The following is a 25,293-nucleotide window of genomic DNA, read 5'->3' as shown; positions in this document are numbered from 1 at the left end:
ACGATTCGGTCCGGAACGTGCGCGCGTCGTTTGCTCCTTGAACGATTGAGCCACGGCTCCTCGAAACGCCTCGATTACCTCGACGCCTGTTACCGGTGTTCGTACCCAGTTCTATCGCTGATTCGCTCCCTGATGGGAACCGACCGTGTCGGCGCTCACTCTGGATGGGTGCTGTTCACAGGGGCCAAGCGTTATTCGGCTAGCCTCCCTAGCATACGTGATGAACATCTCAGTACTCGGGCCTCTCCAAGTGGATGATCCGTTGCTGGCAGTCGGCGCAATCGTCCTCGTGGTCGTCGCCATTACCGTCTGGCAGCTGGTCGAGATCGTCGACGCGTACAACAGGGGCGCACTAACCGTCTTCGGGGAGTATCGAAAACTGCTCCAACCGGGGCTGAACATCGTCCCACCGTTCGTCTCGCGGGTCTACACGTTCGACATGCGGACTCAGACGATCGACGTACCACGTCAGGAGGCGATCACGCGCGACAACTCGCCGGTGACAGCCGACGCCGTCGTCTACATCCGTGTCATGGACGCCAAACGGGCGTTTCTCGAGGTCGAAGACTACGAACGTGCGGTCTCGAATCTCGCGCAGACGACGCTGCGCGCCGTCATCGGCGACATGGAACTCGACGACACGCTTAGCCGGCGCGAGATGATCAACGAGCGCATTCGAACCGAACTCGACGAGCCAACCGACGAGTGGGGGATTCGTGTCGAGAGCGTCGAAGTCCGCGAGGTGACGCCGTCACAGGGCGTCAAGGGGGCGATGGAACAGCAGACGTCCGCCGAACGGCGACGGCGGGCGATGATCCTCGAGGCACAGGGAGAACGCCGGAGTGCTGTCGAGAAAGCAGAGGGTGACAAACAGAGCGCCATCATCCGCGCACAGGGTGAGAAACAGAGCCAGATCCTCGAGGCACAGGGTGATTCGATTTCGACGGTCCTGCGGGCTCGCTCGGCTGAATCGATGGGTGAGCGTGCCATCATCGATCGGGGGATGGATACCCTCGCTGAGATCGGCCAGAGTGAGTCGTCGACGTTTATTCTCCCACAGGAACTCTCCTCGATGATCGGCCGCTACGGCAAGCATCTCTCCGGGAGCGACATCAAAGCGGATGGCCAGCAACTCGAGAGCCTCGAGTTCGACGCGGAGACGCGCGAACTGATCGGCTTGGACGATATCGCCGAGATCATCGGCGAGATCGAACAAACCGAGATGGATATCGAAGCGATGGAACAGGAAGCCCAAGCGATCAAGGAAGGACAGGATCTCGGCATGGGATCGCCGTCGCCGGACACCGAACCCGGAGCCGAGTCCGAGACGCAGTCGAAGTCGAACACGCAGTGAGAGGGCGTCAGAGTTTTCGTGTGGCGGTCGACCAGATCCCGAGTGCGGGGTTGTTCGAGCGGGCAACGTCGACACATAGCTTTCGATCGTCGTCGAAGCTGATCGAAATCCGGTCGAAATTCGCGACGTAACGCGATTTGTGGTGTCTGCCCTGTCGAACGCCGACGGCTTCATCGACCAGGTCGGCCTCGGTCAGCCGATCGAGTTTCCGGTAGGTCGTCGAGAGCGGCAGTTCGGTCTCATCTGCGATATCGGGGACCGTCTTTGGCTCCTCGAGCACCGAAATGATCGCTCGGCAGTCGGCATCGTCCAGCACGCTAACGACGCGCTCGAGATCGGGCGTCTCGCCGGACGATGAGAACTCGAGTGGCATATGGATGCGAACAGCTTAGAAGTGAAGCCTAAAGACATATTTGGTCCGGGCCATCCACCCGGCCGCTGGACCGACGAATGTGACTAACTACATGTATGGGTGGCCCCACGGATTGCGTATGAGTGACAATCAGCCAGCCGAATCGGCGATCGAAAACACACCCGGACAGGGGCGGACGCCGGAAGCCCAGCGAATCGAGCCGTCTGCACCCGAGGAGTTCGGCCTCGTGCAGGTCTGGTGGGGCGACGGCAAGGGGAAGACGACGGCCACGCTCGGCATGGGCGTGCGTGCTGCGGGCCACGGCTACCGCGTGCACATGCTCCAGTTTATGAAAGGGGGTGCCTCGAGCGTCGAGGCGGTTCGCGGCGAATATAACGCGATCGAGGCGCTGCCGGGGATCAGCTACGAGAACCTCGGCCACTACGGCTGGCACGGCATGGCCGATGGCAGCGACGAGGCCGACCACGAGGCGGAAGCAGAGGCGGGCCTCGACCGCGCCCACGAGTTGCTCGAGGCAGCCACAGACGCCGACCTCGACGCGCCACTCGATCTCGACGCACCACCGGAAGACGGGATGCACATGCTCATCCTCGACGAGGTGCTCTACGCTGCCGACCGCGGACTGATCAGTGAGGATGACGTCCACGGCCTGATCGATGCCAAGCCTGACGGACTCGAACTCGTCCTCTCGGGAAGCCACGTCGAGCCGTCGTATCTCGAGGAACGGGCAGACCTGATCACGAACGTTCGGAAAATGAAACACCCGATCGACGACGGCCAGCGCGCACGACGCGGCACGGAGTTCTGAGCCGGCCTGTCGAACGTATGGCTCGCACGCTGTGAGGTTTTGGTGCAATGACTGCTGTATTGTCCACAGCCAGTAACAGCCGACAGTATAATTATCAGCTCCTGTGAACCATCGGGCAGTCTATGGGTGTGATTCAGGTCGACGGGCTGGCGAAGTCCTATGGCGACGTTCAGGCGGTTGATGGGTTGAGTTTCGGCGTCGAACGGGGCGAACTGTACGGCTTTCTCGGCCCGAACGGGGCCGGCAAGACGACGACGATTCGTGTTTTGACTGGTCAGATCCGGCCGGACTCGGGAACGGTCCGTATCCTTGGTACTGATCCCGTCGCTGATCCACTCGAGACACGACGCCGTGTCGGTATCGTCCCCGAGCAGGGATCGCCGCCGAGCTTTCTGACGCCGCGGGAGTATCTCGAGTTCGTCGGCAGCGTTCGTGATCTCGACCCCGACACTGTCGCCGAGCGAACCGACCGCTGGGCGACTCGGCTCGGGTTCGAACGCAAACTCGAGACGCTTCACACCGATCTCTCGCGGGGCCAACAGCAGAAGGTGATGCTCACACAGGCGTTCCTGCACGAACCCGACGTCGTCGTGATCGACGAGCCGCTGGCGAACCTCGACCCGCTCGTCCAGGAGCAGGTCAAGCGGTTTCTCGTCTCCTATGCGGCCGGCGATAACGCCGTCTTCGTCTCCACACACAATATTGACGTCGCCGAAGAGATCTGTACGCGGGTCGGCATCGTCGCCAACGGCGAGCTTGTGACCGAGCGCTCGCTTGAGGGGCACACTGCGCCACGTTCGACGACCAGCCAGACCTCGGCTGCAGATTCCGGCGACGATTCGTTGCTCGAGGTATTCCTCGAGCAGGTCAACGAGACGGACGTCCGCGATGCGCCGTCGCTCGAACAGCTTGGGTCGGACCGATGAGTGGCGCGCCCGCTCGTCAGGGGCCGACGATGTGGCGGCTGTTTGCCGTCCTCTTTCGTGAGGAGTGGCGGCTCCACACGCGTCTGTTCGGCGGGTGGCGATTCGCACTCTTTCCGGCCGTGATCGCCACCCTCGCTGTCGGCGCGACGATTGCACTCCGTGAGACTGGTACTGCAGACGGGACGATCATCACCGGACTGCACGTTCTCGCACTCGGTTTTGGCCTCTACAGCGGGACCGCCGGCTTCGCGGGTTCGGATATGCTCGAGAACGTCTTTGGGAAACTGTCGCTCGTCCTCTCGACGCCGGCGACGCTGCCGCTGTCCCGGCGTCGGCTGCTGGGGCTGTTCTTGCTCAAAGACGCCCTGTTCTATGCGGTTGCGTTCGTGTTACCGATGGCAGCCAGTAATGCGGTGCTGGTCGGACTCTCAGCACGGACGCCGGTTGCCGTGGGTGCGCTTTGGCTGTCGCTGTCGCTGTCGTTCGTCGCCGGCATGGTCCTGACCGTCGCCCTGATCGCGCTGCGGACTCGCGGCGTGCCGGCGTGGGCACTTGTCGGGACGATCGTTTTCAGTGCTGGCAGTCTGTGGGCGATGGGTGGGACTCGAGCGGCCTGGACCGTCTTCGTCCCGATCACTGGCTCGGTGGCCAGCGCGGCTGGGTTGGCCTTCGGAACCGTTCTCGTCGGCGCAGCAGCGCTGACGCTGTACGACCCCACCTACGGACGTCCAGCACGCACGGCTGGCGATCGGTTCGCCCAGCTCAGCAACGGACTGTCACTCGAGTCTTCGACGAGTGCCCTCGTCTCGAAAACGCTGCTCGATCTGGCGCGCTCGTCCGGCGGTGTCTGGAAGCCGTTCGTCTCGGCCGCCATCCTGCTCGCGCTCGTGGCTGCGCTCGTCGGCCTTGTCGAGACGATCACCGGAATCGCACCCGCGCCGGGGATTTTCTTCGGTGGCGTCCTCGGCCTCACTGCCTTTACCACGTATAACTGGCTGACCCAGTTCGACTCGCTCGAGGCCTATCTCATCTACCCGGTCTCGATTGCGGACGTGTTTCGGGCGAAACGGATCGCGTTCGTCCTCGTCGGTGCACCGACTGTCGCCGTGCCGTACCTTGGCGCAGTTTACTGGTTCGAAGCCACGCTGCTCGACGCCGTTGTCGGCACGATCCTGCTGGCGGGCTATGCGCTGTACTACTACGGGCTGACCGTCTATATCGCTGGCTTTGATCCGAACGAGTTTCTCTTCGATGCCGTCCGGTTTACGCTCTTTACCGTCGGCGTCGCCGTCGCGCTCGTGCCGACGCTGGTCGCCGGGTTCGTCGTCGTGCCGCCGTCGGCGACGGTTGCACTCGTGCTCGCCCTTTCCGGGCTCGGGTTCGGAGGGGTCGGGTACGTGCTCTCGAGTCGTGCCGGACCGCGGTGGGATGGGCGGTATCGGAATCGGGACTGAGTCCCACAGCGAAACATGACCGTATCCGATTTCCGACGTTCGGCTCCCTAATTTCTCGCTGTTTCAGCTCGTTCACGTGGATGAAATCCACGGGATGATCCACTGAAAGTATTGTAGTGGGTAATAGTGGGCAATACTTATTCCGCAGCAGAACCTAGTTGAGAGCATGACGAAAGTAGATGCGCGAGACCTTCAGACCAACGAAACTGACGACCGAGGTCGAATCTATCTCGGAACGGAGTACGCGAACAAGCGTGTGACCGTCGCTGTCGTCGAAGTAGAATCCGATCACCCCGACGAGGACGAACTGGCTGCCGCATATCGCGAGGCTTCTGAGAGTGCAGGAGAGCTTGCAGAAGAGTGGGACGACGCGTCGGACGAGGCGTGGAGTGGGCTGGATAAATGAGCGAGGACGTGGAAATTCGTCGCGGCGACGTTGTTATCGTTCGGCTCGATCCTGCGGAAGGGCACGAGATGAAGAAAACTCGCCCTGCGGTAGTCGTCCAGAACGACGTTGGGAATAACAATGCTAGCACGACTATCGTTGCACCTGCGACGGGGACATATCGGGGCTATCCGTTCGAGGTTCTCGTTGAAGCAGCGGAATCGCCGTTCGAGAAAGATTCCTCGATTCGCCTCGACCAGATTCGTGTCGTCTCCATCGAAAAACGGATTCACTCGGTACTTGGAAGCCTCAATACGGAAACGATGGAGGCGGTGGACGAAGCGTTGAAACTGAGTCTCGGACTGGACTGACGTATCTGCTGTAATCAGTATAGGGTACAGCGTTAACCGTAGGGTTCTGGCCAATAATAATACCCTGTGACCTTGTTACTTCATTCTATGGTCAAATGTGCTCGATGCGGCCGTGATGTGGACGACGTTCAAAACATCACGCCAGATGTTATCTCGAACGAACTAATAGACTCAATCGATCACGGCGAAGAAGATCTTGCCGGGGAGGATGATCTGAAAGTTTGTGCCGAGTGTATGGATGAACTGAAGGGTGACTGAAAACGAAGCGGTTTGCGTTACTGACGATTTCAGCACGATCTGGATTACAAGATTCGCGCCCTGTATTCGGCACGCTGTTCCGAATCTCTCAGTCCTGGTAGGCCGTCCAGCATTCAATAAGCACGTATAGTGTCCGCTGGCTCCGGTGATCGGTCCACAGCTCGTACCCTTCGATACGAACCAACTGAACAACAACCGGAAGATTTCTGAGCTCGAATCGCGCGATACACGCCCTCAAAAACTCGCTTAGTGCTATCTACTATCCCGTTGCTCGACCTTGTTCAAGTCTCAGACTGATGTTACAGAGTTCGTCTATTTTGCCGGTTCTGGGATGTCTACTCAGTCGTCGTCAGCGGTATACGCGCCACCACGACGTTTGATTCGAGCAACGACCATTCGATGGTCATCTTTGTGAAAAGTAACCGCAAGACGAAACTCACCAACACGTACCTTACGGCGTGGACTGTTCTGGAGCGGTTCACCATAGTCTGGTGGGTCGCGCCACGGAGAATCGACGATTTCGTCGAGTTTGTCGATGATACGCTGTTGCTCGTTCGGATTCAGCGCATCGAGGTCGTCCTGTGCGTTCGATGCGAGTTCCCACGCCCACCCGCCGTCACTCATTCGTATCGCCAGTACCGAATCGTTCGCGCGCTTCTTCGGCACTCATCGTCTGTTCTTCACGGACGTCCTCTTCAGCTTGGAGGAGTGCGACGAGTTCATCGCGGTCGAACGTGGGATGTTCGACAGCATCGCGTAAGGTATACCGAATAAATTCGCTCCGGCTGTTGAATCCGCGTCCTTGCCATGTGTCTTCAATCTCGTTGAGAAACGACCGTGTGACTTTGAAGTTTACCGTGACGATCTCGTCGTCGCCGTTGCTTGTGGATGCTTTGGACATACGCTTGTATTACTCGTGTGTTACTGTAGGTGTTTCGGCGTCCAAACGCAGACGCTATAGTAGCCACTGCAAGTCAATGCACACCTGATCGCCAAACAGCTCGGCGATCAGTGTGTAACTAGTTGCAGTTGTTACTACAATGGCGAGGAGAAACAGTAGTAGATACGTGAAATTAGTGCTATTTGCTACCGATTCTCACGCTGCTCGACCTTGTTCAACTCGATCAACAGTCGGAAGATCGCTTTCACCAGGTTGGCGTCGACGTCGAACTGTTCTGCGTTTGATCCCGCCCGATCCATCACTTGCTGCTCTTGCTTTTCGTCGGTCGTCGGCAGCCCTTGTTCGTCTTTGACCTGGGCAATCGTGTCCGCGACGTACGTTCGCTGGGCGATGAGCTCGACGATCTCACGGTCGATCGTTTGAATCTCCTCGCGCAGTTCGTCGAGGCTCATTTCGTCCGGCGTTCGGTTCTCCGTCTCTTCGTTCGTGGCTGTCTCTCGAGTCATTGGATCTGTGTCCCGTCGGTTCGCGTCTGCAGTAATCGTGTCGTTCCGTCGCGTTCGGTCCATCGGTCCTGCACTGTCTCGAGCGTCCGTCGATCGCCGACGGCGACGTAGCTCGGCCCGGTGCCGGACAGCGAGACGCCGGCGACGTCGGGCAACGCGTCGATCATCGGTCCGGTCGAAAAGTCGAGCGCACCGCAGAACGCGAAGCCGTTGACCGTCATGGCCTCGCCGTAGCGCCCATCCAAGGCGAGTTCGGCGACGAGGTCGGCCATCGGTGCGATTCGCTCGCAGGCGGAGACGTCGGCGTCGGCGCTAAACGATTGTTCGGGTGGCGTATAGACCAGCGCGTGCCAGTCGACCGCTTCGCGGGCGAGCAGTTCGTCGGCCGTGTTGTCGGTGACCGTCACGCCGCCGAGCATGCTCGCGCTGGCATCGTCGAACGCGCCGGTGACGGTGACGCCGGCGTCACGGGCCGCTTGCACACCGAGTCGGCAGGCGTCGATTCGATCGACCGCGTCGCTGATCTCGAGCGCGTCGAGCGTCGCCATCACGGTTGCGTTCGCCGCAGCGCTTGAACTCTTCAATCCCGAAGCCATCGGGACGTCGCTGTTCGTCTCCACTCGAGCGCCCACTGCTGCCTCGTCGAGTCCTGCAGCGTCGGCGTAGTCGGCGATCGTGAACTCGGCACAGCGCTCGACGAGCGTCGTATCGGCGTCGGGCTGGCCGGCGATCTCGGCGTCGACGTCGCCATCGTCAGTGAGTTCGACTGTGGCTGTCGTCTCGAGATCGATCGCAAACGCCGAGCCGGTTCCGGTTGCAAGCGCGTTGAGAACCGTTCCGGCTGCTGGGGCAACGGCGCGACCGTCCATACCGCAATCGTCTCAGAGCGTGTATTTACGGCTGACGGTCTCGATGTCGCACGCGGAGACGGTGCTGGAACCGATCGCTTTTCCCCATCCCGTCCGAATCGACTGGCAATGAGCGCACGAAACAACGTCGCACCGAGTACGATCGGTGTCGATTTCGTCGAGGGTGGCGTCGTCGTCGAATATCTCGACGGTCGGGACGTGTTCTACCACGGCCCGCCACAGCCCGTCGACGGCGCGATCAAGACCCCACCCGGGAAGGAAGTCCACGTTCTCGTCACCGATCCCGACGGCGTCGAGGGCGTTATGACCTACGTCAACGACCGTAACACCCACGACGACATCCTCGAGTCGACCGGTGTCGGCCGCGTGATGCTCGAGGGCGACGACGAGGAAGTGCTGTTCCCCGGTGTGACTGTCACGACGGAGGGATACTCGATCCGCGTCGAGGCCGACCTTTCGCTGGTCGACGGTCGGGTGTTCGTCTTCGCCGAAGACGAGATGAGCGAACACGCGTACGAACTCGTTGCGAGCGAGGACAGCGCCAGCGCTGACGACGGCGGAGAGGACTGACTCACGATGCCGCTGCAGAAACCATGGCGTGACCTCGATCGAAGCGTCGTTGCCAGCGCCCCTGATCGGCCGGGCGTGTACGAACTCGGCGATGGGTCAGGAACGGTGCTCGCCGTTGACCACGGGGTGCTCCGTGACGAACTCAAAACGGCGCTCGCCTACGGCGACGGCGACCGCGTTCGCTGGACGGAAACCCACACGCTCGAGCAGGCTGGTGAGCTCGCTGCCGACCATCGCGAGCGACTCGAGTGACGGATCTTTCGAAACGAGCCACGTTACCACGTCTGTAATCTCACTCGAGGCCATCGCTGTGCAGCACACGCTCAAGCGACCGGTGCGGTGTTCGATGACGGGACAATTCTCAAGATGACCCGCCCGAAAGGAACAGTGTATGAGCGAGTCGGATTCGGATGGCGTGTCATTGACAGTTCACGCCGCCGAAAAGCGGGATGCGGGGCGTGGTGTCGCACGGATTCCAGAGTTGGCACGCCGCCAACTCGGCGTCCTGAGCGGCGACACGGTGGTGATCGAGGGGGAACGGACGACTGTCGCGAAGATGTGGCCGGCGGACCCGTCGGTCCCGGAGAACGTCATTCAGATCGACGGCGACACCCGCGCAAACGCCGGGGTACACGTCGGCGAGACCGTTACTGTCGGGACGAAAGCGACGTCGGCAATCGCCGACGCGACGCGGGTGACGCTCGTGCCGCCGGCGTCGTTTAGCGGGCAACGGGAAACTGCCGAACGCGAAACGGCCAAAGCACTTCGCAACCGTCCGGTTCGAACCGGCGAACAGGTCCGAATCGAGGGGCTCGACCAGAACCCGTTCCGGGTCACTGATACCGATCCCACCGGCGACGTTCGAATTACGAGCACGACAACGGTTCGAATCGCTGGCAGTGGGACGGATACAGCACGCGACGAGGCCCCGAGTGCCGAGGGGGCTGCGGACCGTTCGCGGGTCCAAAGCGGCGACACGACCGAGTCGACGGAGTCGTCGTCCACGGAGGCCGACACAGCCCCTGCGTCGGGTGTCACCTACGAAGATATCGGCGGCTTGGACGAGGAACTCGAGCTCGTCCGCGAGATGATCGAACTCCCCCTCTCGGAACCGGAGCTGTTCCAGCGACTCGGCGTCGAGCCGCCGTCGGGCGTCTTGCTCTACGGGCCGCCCGGGACGGGGAAGACGCTCATCGCCCGTGCCGTCGCCAACGAGGTCGATGCGCACTTCGAGACGATCTCCGGCCCGGAGATCATGTCGAAATACAAAGGAGAGTCCGAAGAGCGACTCCGTGAAGTGTTCGAGACGGCCCAAGAAAACGCGCCGACGATCGTCTTTTTCGACGAAATCGACTCGATCGCCGGCACCCGCGACGACGAGGGCGACGCCGAAAACCGGATCGTCGGGCAGCTACTGACGCTGATGGACGGCCTCGACGCCCGTGGCGAGGTCATCGTTATCGGGGCGACAAACCGTGTCGATACGATCGACCCCGCCCTCCGGCGTGGTGGTCGGTTCGATCGTGAGATCCAGATTGGTGTCCCGGATGTTGCGGGTCGAAAAGAGATCCTCGAGGTCCACACGCGCGGGATGCCACTCGCAGACGACGTCAGTATCGACGCGATTGCCCGACGAACGCACGGGTTCGTCGGTGCGGACCTCGATGCGGTCGCAAGCGAGGCAGCAATGGCTGCGATCCGTCGTCGGCCGACCGAAGCTGACGATCGCGCGGCGTGGAATCGCAGCCCCGCGGTCACGAAAGCCCACTTCGATGCAGCCCTCGCGTCCGTCGAACCGTCCGCGATGCGCGAGTACGTCGCCGAATCGCCGACGACGGACTTTTCGGACGTCGGCGGCCTCGAGGACGCCAAACAGACCCTTCGCGAGTCCGTCGAGTGGCCGTTGACCTACGAGCGACTGTTCGAGGAGACGAACACGACACCGCCCTCGGGTGTCTTGCTCTACGGACCGCCCGGGACGGGGAAGACGCTGCTCGCTCGTGCGCTCGCGGGCGAAACAGACGTCAACTTCGTTCGCGTCGACGGGCCGGAGATCATCGACCGCTACGTCGGCGAGAGCGAGAAGGCGATCCGTGAGGTGTTCGAACGGGCGCGCCAATCCGCGCCGTCGATCGTCTTTTTCGACGAGATCGACGCGATTACCGCCACCCGCGGCGAGGGGAGCCACGAGGCGACCGAACGTGTCGTTTCACAACTCCTGACGGAACTCGACGGGATGCGCGAGAACCCGAACCTCGTCGTCTTGGCTGCCACCAACCGCAAAGATCACATCGACCCTGCCTTGCTTCGACCCGGCCGACTCGATACGCACGTCCTCGTTCCGAAACCGGATCAGGACGCCCGCGAGAAGATTCTCGAGGTCCACACCCGCGGCAAGCCACTCGACGCCGAGATCGATGTTTCGGCACTCGCAGCTGAACTCGAGGGCTACACCGGCGCGGACCTCGAGGCACTGGTTCGAACCGCCTCGATGAAAGCGATTCGGGAGGTCGCCGACGCCTACGGACCCGACGAGGCAAACGACAGGGCTGACGAGGTCGTTATCGAGCGCCGCCATCTCGAGGCCGCACGACGCGACGGTGAGCCAAGCGGGATGTAGCGACCCGAAGCGCCGCTGCTGTGCGGGTGGCAGTGCGCTCGGTATCCAGTCCTTTCAGAACTATCTAAAAAGAGGTACATTCGCAAACCTATCCTCTTTGATAGATATTTTCTGAATGCCGTATCCGATATTCGGATCGCGCCCGTTCCAGAAGAATGTCTCGTAGCACGACCTCACTTTTCGAGGCTGTGTGCCCGATAATCGCGTGAATCGGGTCGATCAGTCCGGTTGGATTTCGCACGATGGAATCACTGACAGTCGTGTCGAACCGTGTTGACTCGTCCCTCTCGAGCGTACACCGTGCTGGACGCTCTCGAAACCCTGTTCGAACGTTGTGTTGAGGGCAGTCCTCGTCGCGGTCGATAGCCTATCATTTCGATAGCACTCGAGAATTATCGAGCCACTCTAATACTATAAAGGCTGATAAATCTGTTGGCAGCCGGGGTGAAAGCCGGGTTAGTCGTCGGCCGTGAGGACGAAAAACTTCAGATCGCCCTGGAAGACGATTGTGTCCTCCTGTGTGGTCATCTCCGTCTCGAGGACGACCAGCCCGACGTCGTCACGACTTTCGAGTGTCTTTGTCTCGGCGACTTCGATCTCGAGCGAGACGGTGTCGCCGATGTGGACTGGGTTCGGCAGATCCATGTAGTTCATCCCGAGGAACGCGTAGGCGGTTCGCTCGAGGATGCCGATTCGCATGACCATACCGATCGCCTGGACGAACGTCATCGGGCCGTGGACGATCCGCTCGCCGAAATCGCGCTCTTTGGCGTGTTCGGCGTTCGTGTGCAGTTCGTTCCAGTCGCTGGTCATCGCGGAGTGCATGACGACATCCGTCTCGGTGATCGTTCGACCGGGACTCTGGAACGTCTGTCCTTCTTCGAACTCCTCGAAGCGGTGTGGCTCGTAACTGTATGCCATACCGGATCTGTTCTAGGCCATCGTACATATTCTTTCGCGGAGACCGGCGTCACTCGTCAGCGGACGGATCGAACTGTCACTGCGACGGCTTCCCAAAGAGGAAAATCTATACGAAAGACGTGTGAAGTATGGTGTATGGACTTCAGTCTCTCGGCCGAGCAGCGCCAGATCACGGAGATGGTTACGGAGTTCGTCGACGAGGAAATCGTTCCGGTCGCCGACGAAATCGATAAAAAAGACGAGTTCCCCGAGGATATCGTCGCCGAACTCGCCGAACTCGGGTTGATGGGGATGCCGTTCCCCGAGGAGTACGGTGGTGCTGGACTCGACTACCACACGTACCCGGCAGCCCTCGAGGAGATTTCACGTGGCTCCGGCGGCCTCGGTACGATCGTCGCCGCACACATCTCGCTTGCGGGGAATATGCTGTATGAGTTCGGCAACCACGAACAGAAAAAAGAATACCTCACGCCTGTCGCAGAAGGAACCGACATCGGTGCGTTCGCCCTCTCGGAGGCTGGCGCTGGCAGCGACGTGCCAGCAATGGAGACGACGGCCGAAGAAGACGGCGACGGCTACCTGATCAACGGTGGCAAGCTCTGGATCTCGAACGGCTCAGTCGCCGACACGGTGACCGTGTTCGCCAAAACCGACCCCGACGCGGGCAACAAGGGGATCTCCTCGTTTATCGTTCGTCCCGAGGAAGACGACGGCTTCATCGTCGAAGGGACGGAGGAGAAACTCGGCGACAAGGGCTGTCCGACGGCCGAACTCCGCTTTGACGACCTCTGGATTCCGGAGGATCGCCTCCTTGGCAACGAGGGAGACGGCTTCGTGCAGGCACTGAAAACGCTCAACGGCGGCCGCATTACGATCGCCGCCCGTTCGATCGGGATCGCACAGGCTGCGCTTGACGAGGCAACCAAATACAGCCAGGACCGCGAGCAGTTCGACCAGCCGATCAGCGAGTTCCAGGCGATCCAGCACAAACTCGCCGATATGGATACGAAGACGCGTGCTGCCCGACTGCTCATGCACGACGCCGCAGACAAGAAGATCCGTGGTGAGAACTTCATCAAAGAGGCCGCACAGGCGAAACTCTACGCCTCCGAGGTCTCGCGTGAAGTCGCAAACGAAGGCATCCAGATCCACGGTGGCTACGGCTACACCAAGGACTTCCCCGCCGAGCGCTTTTACCGCGACGCCAAACTCAACGAGATCTACGAGGGGACCAGCGAAGTGTTGCGAAACACGATCGCCCAGCACCTGTTGAACTGAGACCAGTCGGAGTTCGGTGAACGCTTTTTTCCACCGGCACAATCCGCATCTCCTCGAGAAAAGACCGTTTCGAGCCGTCCGTTCGTCGCCGTGCCGGCTATTCGACGCGTTTCGCCGTCGGTTCGGTCTGCCCGTCGGTCGATGTGCGCTCGCGAAGGCACGTCTCGAGTGGCTCGAGGAACTCCGCGGCGACGGTGTACGGGTCCGTCTCGGCGTCGACGACCGAGTCGACGTAGGTCTCGAGGCCGCCGCGGGCCTCGAGTTCGGCCTCGAGCAGTGCGGACGTGTCCTCACGAAGGAGCGTCCGAATCTCGTCTGCATATCGGCTGCGTTGGTTGGCTGCTCGCTCGCCAGTGTCGACGAGCCACGTCACGTGGTCGTCGACGGTGTCGAGGAACTCGGGAACGCCGTCGCCGCTGGTCGCGATCGTTTCCACGATCGGCGGCGTCCACGTCTCGGCCGCTTGTTCGTCGGTTGTGTCGTCGATTCCGCCGCTTGTGGCCATCGCGTCCGGGCCGTGGTGGCCCGACATCGGCGTTGGATCGTTCATCGTCACCATCTCATGGAGCTCTTTGACCGTCATATCCGCGCCGTCCATGTCCGCTTTGTTGACGACGAAGACGTCGGCGATCTCGAGAATGCCGGCTTTGAGCATCTGGATATCGTCGCCAGCGCCGGGGGGAACGAGGACCGCGACCGTATCGGCGGTTTTGACGATATCGACCTCGTTCTGGCCAGCGCCGACGGTTTCGATGATGATCTTGTCCTTGCCGAAGGCGTCNGGGGAACGAGGACCGCGACCGTATCGGCGGTTTTGACGATATCGACCTCGTTCTGGCCAGCGCCGACGGTTTCGATGATGATCTTGTCCTTGCCGAAGGCGTCGAGTGCGCGCACGGCATCGGTCGTCGCCGTCGAGAGACCACCGAGTGAGCCGCGAGCGGACATCGAGCGGAAGAAGACGTCCATGTCGCCGACGGTCGAGGCCATTCGAATGCGGTCGCCGAGCACGGAGCCGCCGCTAAACGGCGAGGACGGGTCGATGGCGATGACGCCGACGGTCTGTCCGCGGTCGCGATAGGTCTTTGCGATCTTGTCGACGAGCGTCGATTTGCCCGCGCCGGGACTGCCCGTGATACCGATCACGTCCGCGCCGCCGGTATGGGTGTGAAGTTTCGACACGAGATTTCGATACCCCGGCGATCGGTTTTCGATCTTCGTGATGACTCGCGCCAGCGCACGATGATCGCCGTCCAGTAGGTCCGCGAGCAGTCGGTCGTTGTCGGCGGTCATCGCTCGGGGGCGTTCTCGCGGACGAAGTCGATCGTCTCCTCGATCGACGTTCCGGGGCCGAAGATCGCTTCGACACCGTCTTCTTTGAGCTCGGCACGATCCTCTTCCGGAATAACGCCCCCGGCGAGGACGAGCGTGTCCTCTTTCGCGCCGTACTCCTCGAGTCCGTCCATGATCTTTGGGACGAGGGTATCGTGCGCACCCGAGAGGATCGAAATCCCAAGAACGTCGACGTCTTCCTGTACGGCTGCCTGCACGACGTCGTCGGGCGCTTTGTGCAGTCCGGAGTAGATGACCTCGAAGCCGGCGTCACGGAACGCGCGAGCGATCACGTGTGCGCCACGGTCGTGGCCATCGAGTCCTACTTTTGCAACCATACACCGGATACTCCGATGTTCGCTGTCAGTACTCATACTCCCGAGTTTCGCTGGAGGGAGTATGATTCTATCGAAATTCGTGGTTCGTCGTCCCGAGTCACACCCGCGATGAGGAAAAACGTTAATTCGACATAGGTCTTTGTCAGCATATGTCAGTACGCGAGGCGACCCCCGACGATGTCGATGCCATTCAACACGTTGCCCAATCGTCCTGGACCGAAGACTACCCCACGATCTTGAGCCGCGAATCGATTCAGGATGGACTCGACGAGTGGTACTCGGACGACCTCGTTCGGGACTCGATCATCTGGTCCCGTGCACTCATGCTCGTTGCCGAACGCGACGACGAAGTCGTCGGCTTCGCTCATGCCATCCGGGAAGACGACGACAACGAAGGAAACATTCTTCGCGTCTACGTCGCACCGGACCATCGCAGCGACGGCCTCGGTCGGCAGTTACTCGAGGAAACACGCGATCGGCTGGTCGAGCAGGGCGTCGAACGAATCAACGCGATGGTGCTCGAGGCCAACGAGCCGGGCAACGCCTTTTATCGTGGGTTCGGCTTCGAACAGGTCACAACGGACTCGATCACGATCGGTGAGGAGACGTATACTGAATGTACGTACGCCCTCGAGCCGGACAACACAGCCAGCGAGTAGTACGACGATAACCAGAAGTAAAATGCCCGATCAGACGGGGCTGAGCTCTTCTTGGTAGGCGCCGTGGTGGTCTTCGAAGACCTGCATGATCTCGCCCATCGTCACGTAGGCTTTGACCGCATTGATGATGTACGGCATGACGTTCTCCTCGGAGTCGATCGCATCCGACAGCGCCTCGAGGGTGGCCTCGACTTCCTCGTCGTCGCGCTCGTCTTTGACGCGCTCGAGGCGATTGAGTTGGCGGTCGCGCGTTGTCTCGTCGATTTTGAGGATCTCCGGGGAGGTGTCTTCCTCGATGGTGTACTTGTTGACGCCGACGACGACCTCCTCGCCGCGCTCGACGCGCTGTTGGTACTCGTAGCTCGACTCCTGAATTTCGCGCTGGAAGTAGCCCTGATCGATGCCGTCGAGGACGCCGTCGCGGACGGAGCCGTCGCCGATTTCTTTGATCTCCTCGATGTAGGCCATGATCTCGGCTTCCATCTCGTTGGTGAGCTTTTCGATGGCGTAGCTGCCGCCCATCGGGTCGACGATGTCGGCGGCACCGGATTCGTCGGCGATGATCTGTTGGGTTCGCAGTGCGACACGGACTGCCTTCTCGCTTGGCAGTGCAAGTGCCTCGTCGAAGCTGTTGGTGTGCAGTGACTGCGTGCCACCGAGGACGCCAGCGAGCGCCTGAATGGTGACGCGGGCGATGTTGTTCAGCGGCTGCTGGGCAGTCAGTGACTGTCCGGCGGTTTGGGTATGGAACTTCAGCCGTTTCGACTCGGGCTGTTCGGCGTCGTACCACTCCTCCATCACGCGGGCGTACACACGACGGGAGGCGCGGAACTTCGCGATCTCTTCGAAGATGGAGTTGTGGGAGTTGAAGAAAAACGAAAGGAGGGGAGCGAAGTCGTCGACATCCAGCCCGCGGTCGAGGCTGTCCTCGACGTAGGCAAACCCGTCGGCGAGCGTGAACGCGGCCTCCTGAGCCGCCGTCGAGCCGGCTTCCCGGATGTGATAGCCCGAGATGGAGACGGGGTGGAACTTCGGCGTCTCGTCGACGGCGAACTCGATCGTGTCCGTGACGATCTTCAGCGAGGGACTTGGCGGAATCACCCACTCCTTCTGTGCGATGAACTCCTTGAGCATGTCGTTCTGGAGCGTGCCGCGCACCTTATCGCGGGGCACGCCCTGCTGGTCGGCCAGCGCGATGTACATCGCGTAGATGACTGCCGCAGACGGGTTGATCGTGAACGAGGTGGAGACTTCGTCGATGTCGATCCCATCGAAGAGGATCTCCATATCAGCAAGCGTGTCGACGGCAACACCCTCTTTGCCGACTTCCCCCTCACTCATCGGATGATCCGAGTCGATCCCCATCAGCGACGGCATGTCGAACGCCGTCGAGAGACCGGTTTGGCCTTCGTCGATCAGGTAATGAAACCGTTCGTTGGTCTCTTCTGCGGTGCCGAAGCCTGCGAACTGCCGCATCGTCCACGTCCGCCCGCGGTACATCGTTGGGTACGGCCCACGCGTGTACGGCGGCTCCCCGGGAAAGCCGAGATCCTCCTCGAAATCGAGATCGGCGATGTCTTCCGGCGTGTACAGCCGATCGACCTCGTGATTCGAAATCGTCGCAAACCGGTCTTTTCGTTCGCCATGGCGCTCGAGCACGGGATCTCGCGTCTCTTCTTCCCACTGGTCCTGTCGCTCGCGAATCCCTTCGAGCTCGTTTTCGTCGAACATTGGTATGACCATGAGTGCCAAGATTCTAAAGTCTTGTTATCGGTCTGCTGGAGAGTCTGTCTTCTATGTTGATAGACTGGGGACGAATCTCGTTCCTGTACGTCACGTCTTCCCAAATGATTAAGTGATACTGAATCGACTGTCAGCTATGCACACGATTTTGCTCCCGGTCGATGAGAGCGAAGCGCGAGCAACACGGGCCGCTGAAACGGTCATCGGACTCCCCGGTGGTCCAGACGAGAAAGCAGTCGTACTGGTCAACGTCTCCGAGTCGACCAAACAGCCCTGGTTACGTGAGTTCGAGACCCAACGCGCCGAAGGGAAATCCAACCCTGAACTTCCCGACAGCACGAACGCAGCGTATGAACTGCTTACGGAGCACGGGATCGACGTCGACACACGACTCGAGCGGGGCGATGTCACCGAACAGATACTCGCCGTTGCCGACGACATCGACGCCGACAATATCATCATGAGCGGCCGAAAGAAAAGCGCTGCCGGCAAAATGCTGTTCGGAAGTGTCACCCAGTCGGTGCTGCTCGAGTCGACACGGCCAGTTACCGTGCTCCTCGACGAATCGTAATCGGTCGACGCTATTTTGCGGTCGAGATGTGGCGGATGAGCCATCGCGACTGAGACGGACTGTGGTCGGCGTCCCGCCGTGCACCGACCTGCCGGCGTTGGGACACGTGTTGGTGCCGTTGAAATCCTACGTGCGGTCACCTTCTCCGAAAAATCGACGTGATTGCCTTTGTGTGTGACTACCATACTGAACACGGCACTCCATCTCGTCGACGAGGATGACACCCGTGCACGAAGCGCAGCACACGCTGTCACGTCGCTCCCGGGTTCGGTCGCGGATCTACATGTCGTCGCCGCCACCGTCCTTGAGGAGGACGGTGCGACAGTCGAAAAGCGGTTCGAACACGGGCCCCATCCGATCGACTCATCGCGGTTGTATCGGAGATCGCGGCTGACGGTATCGCCATGTGTGGGCGCAAACGAACACCGCTGGCAAGGTGCCTTTCGGAAGTGTTACGGAAACCGTGATACGAAAGTCTCAGCGTCCGGTCTTGCTGAGTAGCAACGTCTGATTCACCGCAAAAACGGGTTCGACCGTTAGTCCTCTTTTCGATACTCGGCCCAACTGAACACGGCGAGGGCGACCCAGCCGACGGCGATCAATGCCGTAAGCTGGTTGTCGTTGTGGACGGCGAGTCCAGCCGTTCCAACGCCGATGAGCAGCCACACCACGGTTCCCATTTTGGAGCCAAAGAGCTGCATAGTGTGAGAGAGCCGATCAGGTTACCAGGGTTGGATGCCCCACCAGAGAATGGGGAGCATCAACACGGCAAGGATGATAAGCGGCGTTGCGCTGGTGAAGCGATCGACGTTGTCATCCGGGTAGCCGTGCATCTCGTTGATCAGGTTGCGGTTCGATTCCGGATCGACGTTCAGCGAGTCGATTCGCTCCGCGACCAGTGAGACGACGATGAACGTCAGCAGCGACAGCGGGAACGCGATCATGATCGCGTCGATCCCGAGGTCAGCCGTCAGTCCTTCCGCACCGGCGCCGATTCCGCCGAGCGCGTGTGGCGAGAGGACGATGACTGTGGCGAAGCCGACGATGCTCGAGGCGATCGCCCCGTATCGGTTCACACGGGCGGACCAGACGCCGAGGACGATCACGGGGGTGATCGCGGCGGCACTGATTGAGAACGCCCAGAGGATACTGACGACGAGGAACGCTGGCGGGTTGAGTGCGAGGAGAGCAACGATCAGTCCGGCCCCAATGACGGCAGCGTAGCCGAACTGCGTCTTTCGATCTTCGGTGACATCGAGTTCGAAGGCTTCGATGACGTCGTTTGCGACGGCGGCACTGATCGCGAGCATGTGGCCGCTCACGGTCGAAAGGCCGCCGGCGATTGCACCAGCAACGACGTAGCCGGTGATCGAATCACCGCTGAACGCGAAGTTCAGGTAGAAGATCATCTTGTCGAAGTCGGCTTCGGCGACCTCGAACCCTTCCTGACCGAGCCAGTAGACACCGGCGAACGCGACGGAGTAGATCGTCGCGAACATCAGGCCCGTCACGAGGACGAACCAGAAGACGGTCTTTCGACCGGCTTCGACGCTGCGGCTGGTAAAGATCCGCTGGGCGAGGTGGGGCATTCCGATTGGTCCCAGCGCCATCGCCAGGAACATCGCGAAGTACCACCGCGTATCGAACGTCATGTCGAAGAAGTCGGGATTGGTCTGTTGCATCTCCGGCACGAGGTCACCGTAGCCAAGCGGCGGGAAGAACCAGCCCGAGGAGCCGAGCTGGTTCAGGACGAACATCATCGGGATAAAGGCCGCGGTGAGCATGATCCAGAACTGCAGGGCGGAGTTGTACGACACACCCCACATCCCGGCGATCACGACGTATCCGGTGACCAAGGTCGCGATGACGAACAGCGAGAGCGTGTAGTCCCACCCGAACAGAATCTCGGCGACTTGGGCCAGACCGATGAACTGACCGAGGGCGTACATCAGCATGACGAACACGATGAGCAGCGCCATCACGACCGACATCGTGTTGCCGTAGCGATCCTTACAGAACGTCGCGGGCGTGTACGAGCCGAGTCGGCGCAGCGTCTGGCCGTACAGGATGACGATCAACGGGATCGACAACAGGAAGTTGGTCCACACCGCCAGGAACGGGATCTGGACCTGCACCATCAGCGCGACGACACCCATGAACGTCGCTAAACTTTCCCAGGTAGCCGAGACTGCGGACCCGTTGACGAACGGACCGATCGTCCGCCCAGCGACCATGTAGTCGTCGCTGCCCTGGATGTTGCTTTTCATGTAGTAGCTGATCCCGTAGAACACGAGGAACATCACGAGGATGATCCCGACCGGGATCAGGAGTTCGTTGAACGTCTCCTGAAACGGGTATTCACCGGCCTGCTGGAGCGGGCTAATCATCGTCTTCACCTGCTTTGGCACCGATATCGTCGGCTGCTCCAACGCCACTGGTCGATGTTTTCAGTTGCTCTTTTTCCTCCATGATTGAGGTTGTAATGTACTGGTAGTAAACCCAGTACAGGACGAACATTGCCACCGGCCCACCGGCCACTAACCAGAAGTAGTGGAACGGGAACCCCAACACCGTGAGATCCGGGGTCCCGAACATGGTGAACCAGATCCCCGAATGAATGACACCAATGAGTGCTAACGCAGCAACCAATGATGCCAGCGCTTCCTTGGTATGAGTCTGCATACACTACTCCCAGTGATATTCCAAGTATTAAATTGTTATGTATGTGCGGGCCACTTACCTGGTCGAATGGTACTCTCAAAGACAGTTACCGTAATATCCAAATCCGTAGTGCTAATTTGAAACCATATTTATTGGTATCTTTCAACACCGCACCGAATCGGTACCGCGGTGGACGCCACTCACCACTCGATGCCGACGCTTCACAACAGGTGACGACACTATGTGCTGAGTTCGGCCGCGACCTCATCGAACGTTTCGACTGTCAGGTCCGGTTCGTCCGCAAACGGGTCCCACATACTGTTCGTCCGGTCAATCCAGACACCTTGCATACCCGCGTGCATCGCGCCCTGAACGTCGAACGTCGGCCCGGCGACGTGTGCGATCGACTCGATCGGTGTCCCCGTTCGTGCCGCTGCGTGTCGATACATCTCGCTGTCGGGTTTGAACGTTCGAATCTCGTCTGCGCTGATCGTCCCCGCGAGCACTGACTCGAGACCAGCCGTCTCGACCATCGACTCGAGCATCTCCGGGTTGCCGTTCGACACCACGAAGACGTCGTATCCGGCGTCGGTAATCGCCTCGAGTCCACGTGTGACGTCTTCGAACGGGTCGAGGTCGTGGTAGGTCGCGAGGATTGCTTCGATCGCCTCCGAGGACAGCTCGACATCGTGGGCTGCCAGCGCAACGCAGAGCGCATCGCGGTTCATCGCATAAAACGGCTGGTAGCTGTCGGTTGCGTTACTCACCATCGTATACAGCAGCGATCGACTCCGCCACTGGTTCGAAATCGACTGGACGTGCTCGGCGTCGACGGATGCCTCGAGTGCCCGTTCGACGGTCGATGGATCGACGAGCGTTCCGTACGAGTCGACGGTGACTGTTTCGACGATGGTTGGATCGAATGTCATGTGAGCACAGTTCGCAGACAGTGGTAATATACTTCGGGTGGCGTTCGTATCGCTCTCGTCGAACGAGATGGACGGGTTCGTCTACTCGAGCGAGCGGTTGCCGACGGCACCGACCGTCGTTGCGTACACCGGGAGCGCCGGGATGACGGTCTCGATTGCACCCTGATTGAACTCCCTGAACAGCCCTTGGAGTTCGCTGATCGCCGACTCGTCGAGACCCTGCTGTGTGAGGGCGTCGGGACCGAGTTGTGGCGTGTAGGCGAGCGAGTCGACGTACTCGGTGATGACTCTCCGACCGTCGTCGACTGCCGTCGAGAACCCGTCGCTTCGGAGCACCGGCTCGAGGTCGGCCCACAGCTGCAGGATGTACTCCGGCCACTGAGCGAGTGTCCGGTAGATACTCGGCAACCCGTCCTCGAGGCCGTGAAACGACTGGATTCCGTCGACGACGTCGGCCAGATCCGCTGGCGGCTCGTCGAACGCGACCATCGTCGGCGGCCGCCCTCGGTTGGCATCGAGCCAGTCCGGTAGCGGTGCGGTCGCCGCTCGAGTGCGATCTGGATCGGTGCCGATCGGCTCCTCGGACAGCCCTCTATCGACGAGTTCGAAGAGGACCGCGAGTCGCGGTGCGACGATGTCGTACGTCTCGAGCTGGCCGCGCAGTTCGCCGTATTCGGCCGGTGAAATCTCGAGTTCGTCACAGCGATAGGTCGGTATCGATCGCTCATTCGTGACCGCCGAGAGAACGGTATCGCGGTACGTAACCGAACATTGGCCGAAGCGAGCGGTCTCGAACGCCGGTTTCACCTGTCCCCAGGCGTACCGAACGAACTCGGGGTAGTTCGCAATCGTCGTCCGAAAGATCCAGTTGACGATCGGCGCACGGAACGTCCGTTTGACGTCATCATACAGCCCTCGCTTCCAGCCCGTGGCCTCGAGTTCGTACAGTTGCGTGCTCGTGTCCATACTCGAGTACCAGCCCGTCTCTTGTTAAGTGTTCGCACCCCATGGCCAAGTTCGAGCGAAACCGGCACTCGCCATCACCGGCTTACCGGGCGACTGTGGTCTACAACGTATATATGCGTTGATATCAGTACGACCGCTGGAAGCAACAAAACATTAAAGCAGGCATGGTATGATTGGTCGAGTATGGGTGTGGATTACGATACCATAGTTGAGGAGTTTGAATGGGACATTCCGGAATCGTATACGGTCACGTCGACCGTCGCCGACCACGCGGCGTCGTTCGGTGACCGCGTTGCGATCCACTTTCTGAACGAGGACGGCCATCGCGAGGAGCGAACCTATGCCGACCTTCGTGATGATATGCATCGCTTTGCGAACGGTCTCGAGGAACGCGGTGTCGAAAAAGACGATCGGGTCATGCACCTGCTTCCCCGTCACCCGGATACGTTCGCCATCCAGCTTGGCGCGCTTGCGACGGGGTCGCTGCTGGTCCCCTGTTCGTCGATGCTGCGAACGAAAGACATCGAGTTCCGTGCAAACGACTGTAACGCGACGACGATCGCCGTCCACGAGTCGCTCACCGACATGGTCGAGCCGGTCCTCGAGGACACGCCACTCGAGCGCGTGATCGTCCTCGACGGCGACGACGCCGATCTGGACGACGACCGCTGGACGACGTTCGACGCCGTGATGGACGGCCAGTCGGCCGACTACGACGGCCCCGACCTCGTCGCCGACGACCCGATGTCGATCAACTACACCAGCGGCACGACCGGCCAGCCGAAACCGGTCCTGCACAAACACCGCTGGCAGTACTGTTTCAACCAGATCAACGCGCCGTTCTGGTGGGGCGTCGACGAGGACACCGACCTCGAGGAGGAACTGCTGTGGGCAACAACCGGAACCGGCTGGGCGAAATGGTTCTGGAGCCCGATCGGTGTCGGGCTGACCACCGGTGCGACACAGCTTATCTACGACGGCGGCTTCGAACCCGAGACGTTCCTCGAAATCCTCGAGGACGAAGGCGTCACGAAACTCTGTGCGGTCCCGACCCAGTACCGGATGTTCGCAAACGCGGATCTCGATGCGTACGACGTTCAGCTCAACGACACGCTGTCGGCTGGTGAACCGCTCAACCGCGAGCCGATCGAGCGCATTCAGGACGCATGGGGTGTCACGCCACGTGACGGCTACGGCCAGACCGAGACGGTCGCGCTCGTGACGAACTACCCGGGAATCGACGTCAAGATCGGCAGCATGGGCAAGCCAACGCCCGGTGCCGGCGCGACGATCATCGAAGTCGACAGCGAAGACGAGGTCGAACCCGGCGAGATCGGCGAGATCGCGGTGCCAGTCGACTCTCCAGCGATCTTCGACGGCTACTACGAGAAGCCGGAACTCGACGAGCAAAAGCTCTCGAGCGAGTACTACCGAACCGGTGACCTGGCGTCCCGAGACGAGGACGGCTACTTCTTCTTCGAAGGCCGCGCCGACGACATCATCATCTCCTCGGGCTACCGTATCGGTCCCTTCGAGGTCGAAGACGCGCTCGTCAGCCACGACGCCGTCGCCGAGGCAGCCGCCGTCGACAGCCCACACGACGAACGTGGCAGCGTCGTCAAAACCTACGTCATCCTTGCCGAGGGCTACGAAGGCAGCGACGACCTCAAGGTCGAACTGCAGGAGTTCATGAAAGAGGAGACGGCACCGTACAAGTACCCCCGCCGGATCGAGTTCGTCGACGAACTCCCCAAGACCTCGAGTGGCAAGATCCGTCGCGTCGAGCTTCGCCAGCAGGAGCAAGAAAAACACAACTAAACGATCGGTCAGCCACCGACCGCGTACACTCGTTTCGGTCGGTGATCGGACCGCTCACGAATCGACGGCTTTGTGGCCGTCTCAGACGGTTTGCTGTCCCGAGTTACCGACGGGACCGCAGGATGGATCGCGATCCTGCCGGAGATGACGTACAGCAGACAGTATCACACGGCTATCCGACATGTACAACTCGAGGGGTACTTGCTCTCCGTGTGCTCGAAAAGTGCCCATGGACGCGAGGACGTGGTTCCGGTCTTAGTTCGCTGCGTCACCGCGCTCGCTGATACACTCGCGTATATCGTCGGGCAGTGGTGTCGCCTCGAACGTCTCGTCGACGAAGACGAACGAGACCTCGCCGTCGGCAACGCGTTCGTCGGTCGACGTTCGCACGATGGTAAACGCCACCGTCAGCGACGACGTCCCGCTCTCAATGACGGTCGTCTCGAGTAACGCGGTGTCCCCGGCACGAAGTGGCGAGTGGAACGATGCCGACGCCTCGACTGCGGGGAGGAGATACCCATCTTTTCGGTACGATTCCATCGGATGCTCGCCGTCCGTGGCCTGACTGAAGTAGTCGTTCAGCCCGACGATCACGAAATGAAAGAATCGTGGATAGTAGATGAGCCCGCCGGCGTCGGTATCACCCCAGTCGACGGTAATCGGTGTCGTGTGTGACATCGAA

Annotated in this window: 29 protein-coding genes and 2 pseudogenes; 15 read left to right on the top strand and 16 right to left on the bottom strand. The window is 60.5% G+C overall.

The window, feature by feature from the left end; translation table 11 throughout:
- Window positions 1-220: 220 nt before the first annotated feature.
- On the top strand, window positions 221-1,354 hold the full coding sequence (locus C495_RS00845) for an SPFH domain-containing protein (RefSeq protein ID WP_049890063.1): 1,134 nt from the start codon (window positions 221-223) through the stop codon (window positions 1,352-1,354).
- A 7-nt stretch (window positions 1,355-1,361) separates the two neighbouring features.
- Here C495_RS00845 and C495_RS00840 read toward each other — a convergent pair whose 3' ends face one another.
- On the bottom strand, window positions 1,362-1,727 hold the full coding sequence (locus tag C495_RS00840; RefSeq protein WP_008159059.1) for a winged helix-turn-helix domain-containing protein: 366 nt from the start codon (window positions 1,725-1,727) through the stop codon (window positions 1,362-1,364).
- A gap of 118 nt (window positions 1,728-1,845) precedes the next feature.
- Here C495_RS00840 and C495_RS00835 point away from each other — a divergent pair, with 118 nt between their 5' ends.
- The 6 genes from C495_RS00835 (at window position 1,846) to C495_RS17790 (ending at window position 5,929) form a co-directional block, all read left to right on the top strand.
- Entirely contained in the window at window positions 1,846-2,535 is a 690-nt protein-coding gene (locus tag C495_RS00835; RefSeq protein ID WP_008159058.1) for a cob(I)yrinic acid a,c-diamide adenosyltransferase, read from the top strand.
- A 122-nt stretch (window positions 2,536-2,657) separates the two neighbouring features.
- Window positions 2,658-3,461 carry an ABC transporter ATP-binding protein gene (locus tag C495_RS00830; protein WP_008159057.1) on the top strand — a complete coding sequence of 268 codons (804 nt, stop codon included), beginning with the start codon at window positions 2,658-2,660 and terminating at the stop codon, window positions 3,459-3,461.
- Window positions 3,458-4,915 carry a hypothetical protein gene (locus C495_RS00825; protein ID WP_008159056.1) on the top strand — a complete coding sequence of 486 codons (1,458 nt, stop codon included), beginning with the start codon at window positions 3,458-3,460 and terminating at the stop codon, window positions 4,913-4,915. The genes C495_RS00830 and C495_RS00825 overlap by 4 nt, the downstream gene beginning before the upstream one ends.
- Window positions 4,916-5,081: 166 nt before the next feature.
- Window positions 5,082-5,321: a hypothetical protein gene (locus C495_RS00820; protein ID WP_006067348.1), complete on the top strand. Its 240-nt coding sequence runs from the start codon at window positions 5,082-5,084 to the stop codon at window positions 5,319-5,321.
- Window positions 5,318-5,671: a type II toxin-antitoxin system PemK/MazF family toxin gene (locus C495_RS00815; protein WP_008159055.1), complete on the top strand. Its 354-nt coding sequence runs from the start codon at window positions 5,318-5,320 to the stop codon at window positions 5,669-5,671. Before C495_RS00820 ends, C495_RS00815 begins: the two co-directional genes overlap by 4 nt.
- Before the next feature lie 117 nt (window positions 5,672-5,788).
- The gene (locus C495_RS17790; protein ID WP_161569822.1) at window positions 5,789-5,929 is read left to right on the top strand and encodes a hypothetical protein; all 141 of its coding nucleotides are present in this window, start codon (window positions 5,789-5,791) and stop codon (window positions 5,927-5,929) included.
- 339 nt (window positions 5,930-6,268) lie between these two features.
- Here the strand turns inward: C495_RS17790 and C495_RS00810 are convergent, their stop codons facing one another.
- The 4 genes from C495_RS00810 to C495_RS00795 all read right to left on the bottom strand — a co-directional run bounded on the left by C495_RS00810 (window position 6,269) and on the right by C495_RS00795 (window position 8,205).
- Window positions 6,269-6,553, bottom strand: coding sequence for a type II toxin-antitoxin system RelE family toxin (locus C495_RS00810; protein WP_008159054.1), 285 nt, complete (start codon window positions 6,551-6,553; stop codon window positions 6,269-6,271).
- Window positions 6,546-6,830 (bottom strand): ribbon-helix-helix domain-containing protein, encoded by a 285-nt coding sequence (locus C495_RS00805; protein WP_006067345.1) that lies wholly within the window; start codon window positions 6,828-6,830, stop codon window positions 6,546-6,548. Before C495_RS00805 ends, C495_RS00810 begins: the two co-directional genes overlap by 8 nt.
- Window positions 6,831-7,015: 185 nt before the next feature.
- Window positions 7,016-7,336 (bottom strand): chorismate mutase, encoded by a 321-nt coding sequence (locus C495_RS00800; protein WP_008159051.1) that lies wholly within the window; start codon window positions 7,334-7,336, stop codon window positions 7,016-7,018.
- Entirely contained in the window at window positions 7,333-8,205 is an 873-nt protein-coding gene (locus C495_RS00795; protein ID WP_008159049.1) for a shikimate kinase, read from the bottom strand. The genes C495_RS00800 and C495_RS00795 overlap by 4 nt, the downstream gene beginning before the upstream one ends.
- Before the next feature lie 108 nt (window positions 8,206-8,313).
- Here C495_RS00795 and C495_RS00790 point away from each other — a divergent pair, with 108 nt between their 5' ends.
- The 3 genes from C495_RS00790 to C495_RS00780 all read left to right on the top strand — a co-directional run bounded on the left by C495_RS00790 (window position 8,314) and on the right by C495_RS00780 (window position 11,395).
- Entirely contained in the window at window positions 8,314-8,775 is a 462-nt protein-coding gene (locus C495_RS00790; protein WP_008159047.1) for a DUF5796 family protein, read from the top strand.
- Between the two features lie 6 nt (window positions 8,776-8,781).
- Entirely contained in the window at window positions 8,782-9,027 is a 246-nt protein-coding gene (locus tag C495_RS00785) for a DUF7508 domain-containing protein (RefSeq protein ID WP_008159046.1), read from the top strand.
- Between the two features lie 139 nt (window positions 9,028-9,166).
- Window positions 9,167-11,395, top strand: coding sequence for an AAA family ATPase (locus tag C495_RS00780; protein ID WP_008159043.1), 2,229 nt, complete (start codon window positions 9,167-9,169; stop codon window positions 11,393-11,395).
- Window positions 11,396-11,851: 456 nt separating this feature from the next.
- Here C495_RS00780 and C495_RS00775 read toward each other — a convergent pair whose 3' ends face one another.
- Window positions 11,852-12,316 carry a MaoC/PaaZ C-terminal domain-containing protein gene (locus tag C495_RS00775; protein ID WP_008159041.1) on the bottom strand — a complete coding sequence of 155 codons (465 nt, stop codon included), beginning with the start codon at window positions 12,314-12,316 and terminating at the stop codon, window positions 11,852-11,854.
- A gap of 135 nt (window positions 12,317-12,451) precedes the next feature.
- On the opposite strand from C495_RS00775, the gene C495_RS00770 reads away from it, so the two are divergent.
- Window positions 12,452-13,594, top strand: a complete 1,143-nt coding sequence (locus C495_RS00770) for an acyl-CoA dehydrogenase (protein WP_008159038.1) — start codon at window positions 12,452-12,454, stop codon at window positions 13,592-13,594.
- A 97-nt stretch (window positions 13,595-13,691) separates the two neighbouring features.
- Here the strand turns inward: C495_RS00770 and C495_RS18435 are convergent.
- The 3 genes and pseudogenes from C495_RS18435 to C495_RS00755 all read right to left on the bottom strand — a co-directional run.
- Window positions 13,692-14,375, bottom strand: a pseudogene (locus C495_RS18435) (methylmalonyl Co-A mutase-associated GTPase MeaB); the annotation flags it as partial.
- Between the two features lie 104 nt (window positions 14,376-14,479).
- Window positions 14,480-14,887, bottom strand: a pseudogene (locus C495_RS18430) (nucleoside-triphosphatase); the annotation flags it as partial.
- Window positions 14,884-15,300: a cobalamin B12-binding domain-containing protein gene (locus tag C495_RS00755; RefSeq protein ID WP_008159032.1), complete on the bottom strand. Its 417-nt coding sequence runs from the start codon at window positions 15,298-15,300 to the stop codon at window positions 14,884-14,886. The pseudogene C495_RS18430 and the gene C495_RS00755, both read right to left, overlap by 4 nt.
- 113 nt (window positions 15,301-15,413) lie before the next feature.
- On the opposite strand from C495_RS00755, the gene C495_RS00750 reads away from it, so the two are divergent.
- Window positions 15,414-15,923 (top strand): GNAT family N-acetyltransferase, encoded by a 510-nt coding sequence (locus C495_RS00750; protein WP_008159029.1) that lies wholly within the window; start codon window positions 15,414-15,416, stop codon window positions 15,921-15,923.
- Between the two features lie 30 nt (window positions 15,924-15,953).
- Here C495_RS00750 and C495_RS00745 read toward each other — a convergent pair whose 3' ends face one another.
- Window positions 15,954-17,654: an acyl-CoA mutase large subunit family protein gene (locus C495_RS00745; protein ID WP_008159027.1), complete on the bottom strand. Its 1,701-nt coding sequence runs from the start codon at window positions 17,652-17,654 to the stop codon at window positions 15,954-15,956.
- Window positions 17,655-17,802: 148 nt separating this feature from the next.
- Between C495_RS00745 and C495_RS00740 the strand changes: the two genes are divergently transcribed.
- Both C495_RS00740 and C495_RS00735 read left to right on the top strand, forming a co-directional pair.
- A complete protein-coding gene (locus C495_RS00740) occupies window positions 17,803-18,237 on the top strand; it encodes a universal stress protein (protein ID WP_008159025.1) in 435 nt (144 codons plus the stop codon).
- Between the two features lie 174 nt (window positions 18,238-18,411).
- Entirely contained in the window at window positions 18,412-18,738 is a 327-nt protein-coding gene (locus tag C495_RS00735; RefSeq protein ID WP_049890062.1) for a hypothetical protein, read from the top strand.
- A 35-nt stretch (window positions 18,739-18,773) separates the two neighbouring features.
- Here C495_RS00735 and C495_RS17915 read toward each other — a convergent pair whose 3' ends face one another.
- From C495_RS17915 to C495_RS00715, 5 genes are all read right to left on the bottom strand, one after another.
- The gene (locus tag C495_RS17915) at window positions 18,774-18,917 is read right to left on the bottom strand and encodes a hypothetical protein (protein ID WP_162471207.1); all 144 of its coding nucleotides are present in this window, start codon (window positions 18,915-18,917) and stop codon (window positions 18,774-18,776) included.
- Between the two features lie 42 nt (window positions 18,918-18,959).
- The gene (locus C495_RS00730; RefSeq protein ID WP_008159021.1) at window positions 18,960-20,624 is read right to left on the bottom strand and encodes a sodium:solute symporter family protein; all 1,665 of its coding nucleotides are present in this window, start codon (window positions 20,622-20,624) and stop codon (window positions 18,960-18,962) included.
- Complete coding sequence (locus tag C495_RS00725; RefSeq protein WP_008159020.1) at window positions 20,617-20,919, bottom strand: hypothetical protein; 303 nt, start codon at window positions 20,917-20,919, stop codon at window positions 20,617-20,619. Before C495_RS00725 ends, C495_RS00730 begins: the two co-directional genes overlap by 8 nt.
- A 218-nt stretch (window positions 20,920-21,137) precedes the next feature.
- Complete coding sequence (locus tag C495_RS00720; RefSeq protein WP_008159018.1) at window positions 21,138-21,827, bottom strand: haloacid dehalogenase type II; 690 nt, start codon at window positions 21,825-21,827, stop codon at window positions 21,138-21,140.
- Between the two features lie 81 nt (window positions 21,828-21,908).
- Window positions 21,909-22,793 carry a halocarboxylic acid dehydrogenase DehI family protein gene (locus tag C495_RS00715; protein WP_008159017.1) on the bottom strand — a complete coding sequence of 295 codons (885 nt, stop codon included), beginning with the start codon at window positions 22,791-22,793 and terminating at the stop codon, window positions 21,909-21,911.
- Window positions 22,794-22,976: 183 nt separating this feature from the next.
- Here C495_RS00715 and C495_RS00710 point away from each other — a divergent pair, with 183 nt between their 5' ends.
- Window positions 22,977-24,611, top strand: coding sequence for an acyl-CoA synthetase (locus C495_RS00710; protein WP_008159015.1), 1,635 nt, complete (start codon window positions 22,977-22,979; stop codon window positions 24,609-24,611).
- A 255-nt stretch (window positions 24,612-24,866) separates the two neighbouring features.
- Here the strand turns inward: C495_RS00710 and C495_RS00705 are convergent, their stop codons facing one another.
- Window positions 24,867-25,289 carry an acyl-CoA thioesterase gene (locus C495_RS00705; RefSeq protein WP_008159012.1) on the bottom strand — a complete coding sequence of 141 codons (423 nt, stop codon included), beginning with the start codon at window positions 25,287-25,289 and terminating at the stop codon, window positions 24,867-24,869.
- Window positions 25,290-25,293: the final 4 nt, after the last annotated feature.

Source organism: Natronorubrum sulfidifaciens JCM 14089, assembly GCF_000337735.1.
In the GTDB taxonomy this organism is placed as follows: domain Archaea; phylum Halobacteriota; class Halobacteria; order Halobacteriales; family Natrialbaceae; genus Natronorubrum; species Natronorubrum sulfidifaciens.
Note: the sequence above shows the minus strand (reverse complement) of the source record. Positions and strands in the feature narration are given on the sequence as shown.

Excerpts from the sequence above, each read along its gene's own strand:
- C495_RS00845 (WP_049890063.1), top strand. The coding sequence starts at position 221 with ATGAACATCTCAGTACTCGGGCCTCTCCAAGTGGATGATCCGTTGCTG.
- C495_RS00840 (WP_008159059.1), bottom strand. The coding sequence starts at position 1,727 with ATGCCACTCGAGTTCTCATCGTCCGGCGAGACGCCCGATCTCGAGCGC.
- C495_RS00835 (WP_008159058.1), top strand. The coding sequence starts at position 1,846 with ATGAGTGACAATCAGCCAGCCGAATCGGCGATCGAAAACACACCCGGA.
- C495_RS00830 (WP_008159057.1), top strand. The coding sequence starts at position 2,658 with ATGGGTGTGATTCAGGTCGACGGGCTGGCGAAGTCCTATGGCGACGTT.
- C495_RS00825 (WP_008159056.1), top strand. The coding sequence starts at position 3,458 with ATGAGTGGCGCGCCCGCTCGTCAGGGGCCGACGATGTGGCGGCTGTTT.
- C495_RS00820 (WP_006067348.1), top strand. The coding sequence starts at position 5,082 with ATGACGAAAGTAGATGCGCGAGACCTTCAGACCAACGAAACTGACGAC.
- C495_RS00815 (WP_008159055.1), top strand. The coding sequence starts at position 5,318 with ATGAGCGAGGACGTGGAAATTCGTCGCGGCGACGTTGTTATCGTTCGG.
- C495_RS00810 (WP_008159054.1), bottom strand. The coding sequence starts at position 6,553 with ATGAGTGACGGCGGGTGGGCGTGGGAACTCGCATCGAACGCACAGGAC.
- C495_RS00805 (WP_006067345.1), bottom strand. The coding sequence starts at position 6,830 with ATGTCCAAAGCATCCACAAGCAACGGCGACGACGAGATCGTCACGGTA.
- C495_RS00800 (WP_008159051.1), bottom strand. The coding sequence starts at position 7,336 with ATGACTCGAGAGACAGCCACGAACGAAGAGACGGAGAACCGAACGCCG.
- C495_RS00795 (WP_008159049.1), bottom strand. The coding sequence starts at position 8,205 with ATGGACGGTCGCGCCGTTGCCCCAGCAGCCGGAACGGTTCTCAACGCG.
- C495_RS00790 (WP_008159047.1), top strand. The coding sequence starts at position 8,314 with ATGAGCGCACGAAACAACGTCGCACCGAGTACGATCGGTGTCGATTTC.
- C495_RS00785 (WP_008159046.1), top strand. The coding sequence starts at position 8,782 with ATGCCGCTGCAGAAACCATGGCGTGACCTCGATCGAAGCGTCGTTGCC.
- C495_RS00780 (WP_008159043.1), top strand. The coding sequence starts at position 9,167 with ATGAGCGAGTCGGATTCGGATGGCGTGTCATTGACAGTTCACGCCGCC.
- C495_RS00775 (WP_008159041.1), bottom strand. The coding sequence starts at position 12,316 with ATGGCATACAGTTACGAGCCACACCGCTTCGAGGAGTTCGAAGAAGGA.
- C495_RS00770 (WP_008159038.1), top strand. The coding sequence starts at position 12,452 with ATGGACTTCAGTCTCTCGGCCGAGCAGCGCCAGATCACGGAGATGGTT.
- C495_RS00755 (WP_008159032.1), bottom strand. The coding sequence starts at position 15,300 with ATGAGTACTGACAGCGAACATCGGAGTATCCGGTGTATGGTTGCAAAA.
- C495_RS00750 (WP_008159029.1), top strand. The coding sequence starts at position 15,414 with ATGTCAGTACGCGAGGCGACCCCCGACGATGTCGATGCCATTCAACAC.
- C495_RS00745 (WP_008159027.1), bottom strand. The coding sequence starts at position 17,654 with ATGTTCGACGAAAACGAGCTCGAAGGGATTCGCGAGCGACAGGACCAG.
- C495_RS00740 (WP_008159025.1), top strand. The coding sequence starts at position 17,803 with ATGCACACGATTTTGCTCCCGGTCGATGAGAGCGAAGCGCGAGCAACA.
- C495_RS17915 (WP_162471207.1), bottom strand. The coding sequence starts at position 18,917 with ATGGGAACCGTGGTGTGGCTGCTCATCGGCGTTGGAACGGCTGGACTC.
- C495_RS00730 (WP_008159021.1), bottom strand. The coding sequence starts at position 20,624 with ATGATTAGCCCGCTCCAGCAGGCCGGTGAATACCCGTTTCAGGAGACG.
- C495_RS00725 (WP_008159020.1), bottom strand. The coding sequence starts at position 20,919 with ATGCAGACTCATACCAAGGAAGCGCTGGCATCATTGGTTGCTGCGTTA.
- C495_RS00720 (WP_008159018.1), bottom strand. The coding sequence starts at position 21,827 with ATGACATTCGATCCAACCATCGTCGAAACAGTCACCGTCGACTCGTAC.
- C495_RS00715 (WP_008159017.1), bottom strand. The coding sequence starts at position 22,793 with ATGGACACGAGCACGCAACTGTACGAACTCGAGGCCACGGGCTGGAAG.
- C495_RS00710 (WP_008159015.1), top strand. The coding sequence starts at position 22,977 with ATGGGTGTGGATTACGATACCATAGTTGAGGAGTTTGAATGGGACATT.
- C495_RS00705 (WP_008159012.1), bottom strand. The coding sequence starts at position 25,289 with ATGTCACACACGACACCGATTACCGTCGACTGGGGTGATACCGACGCC.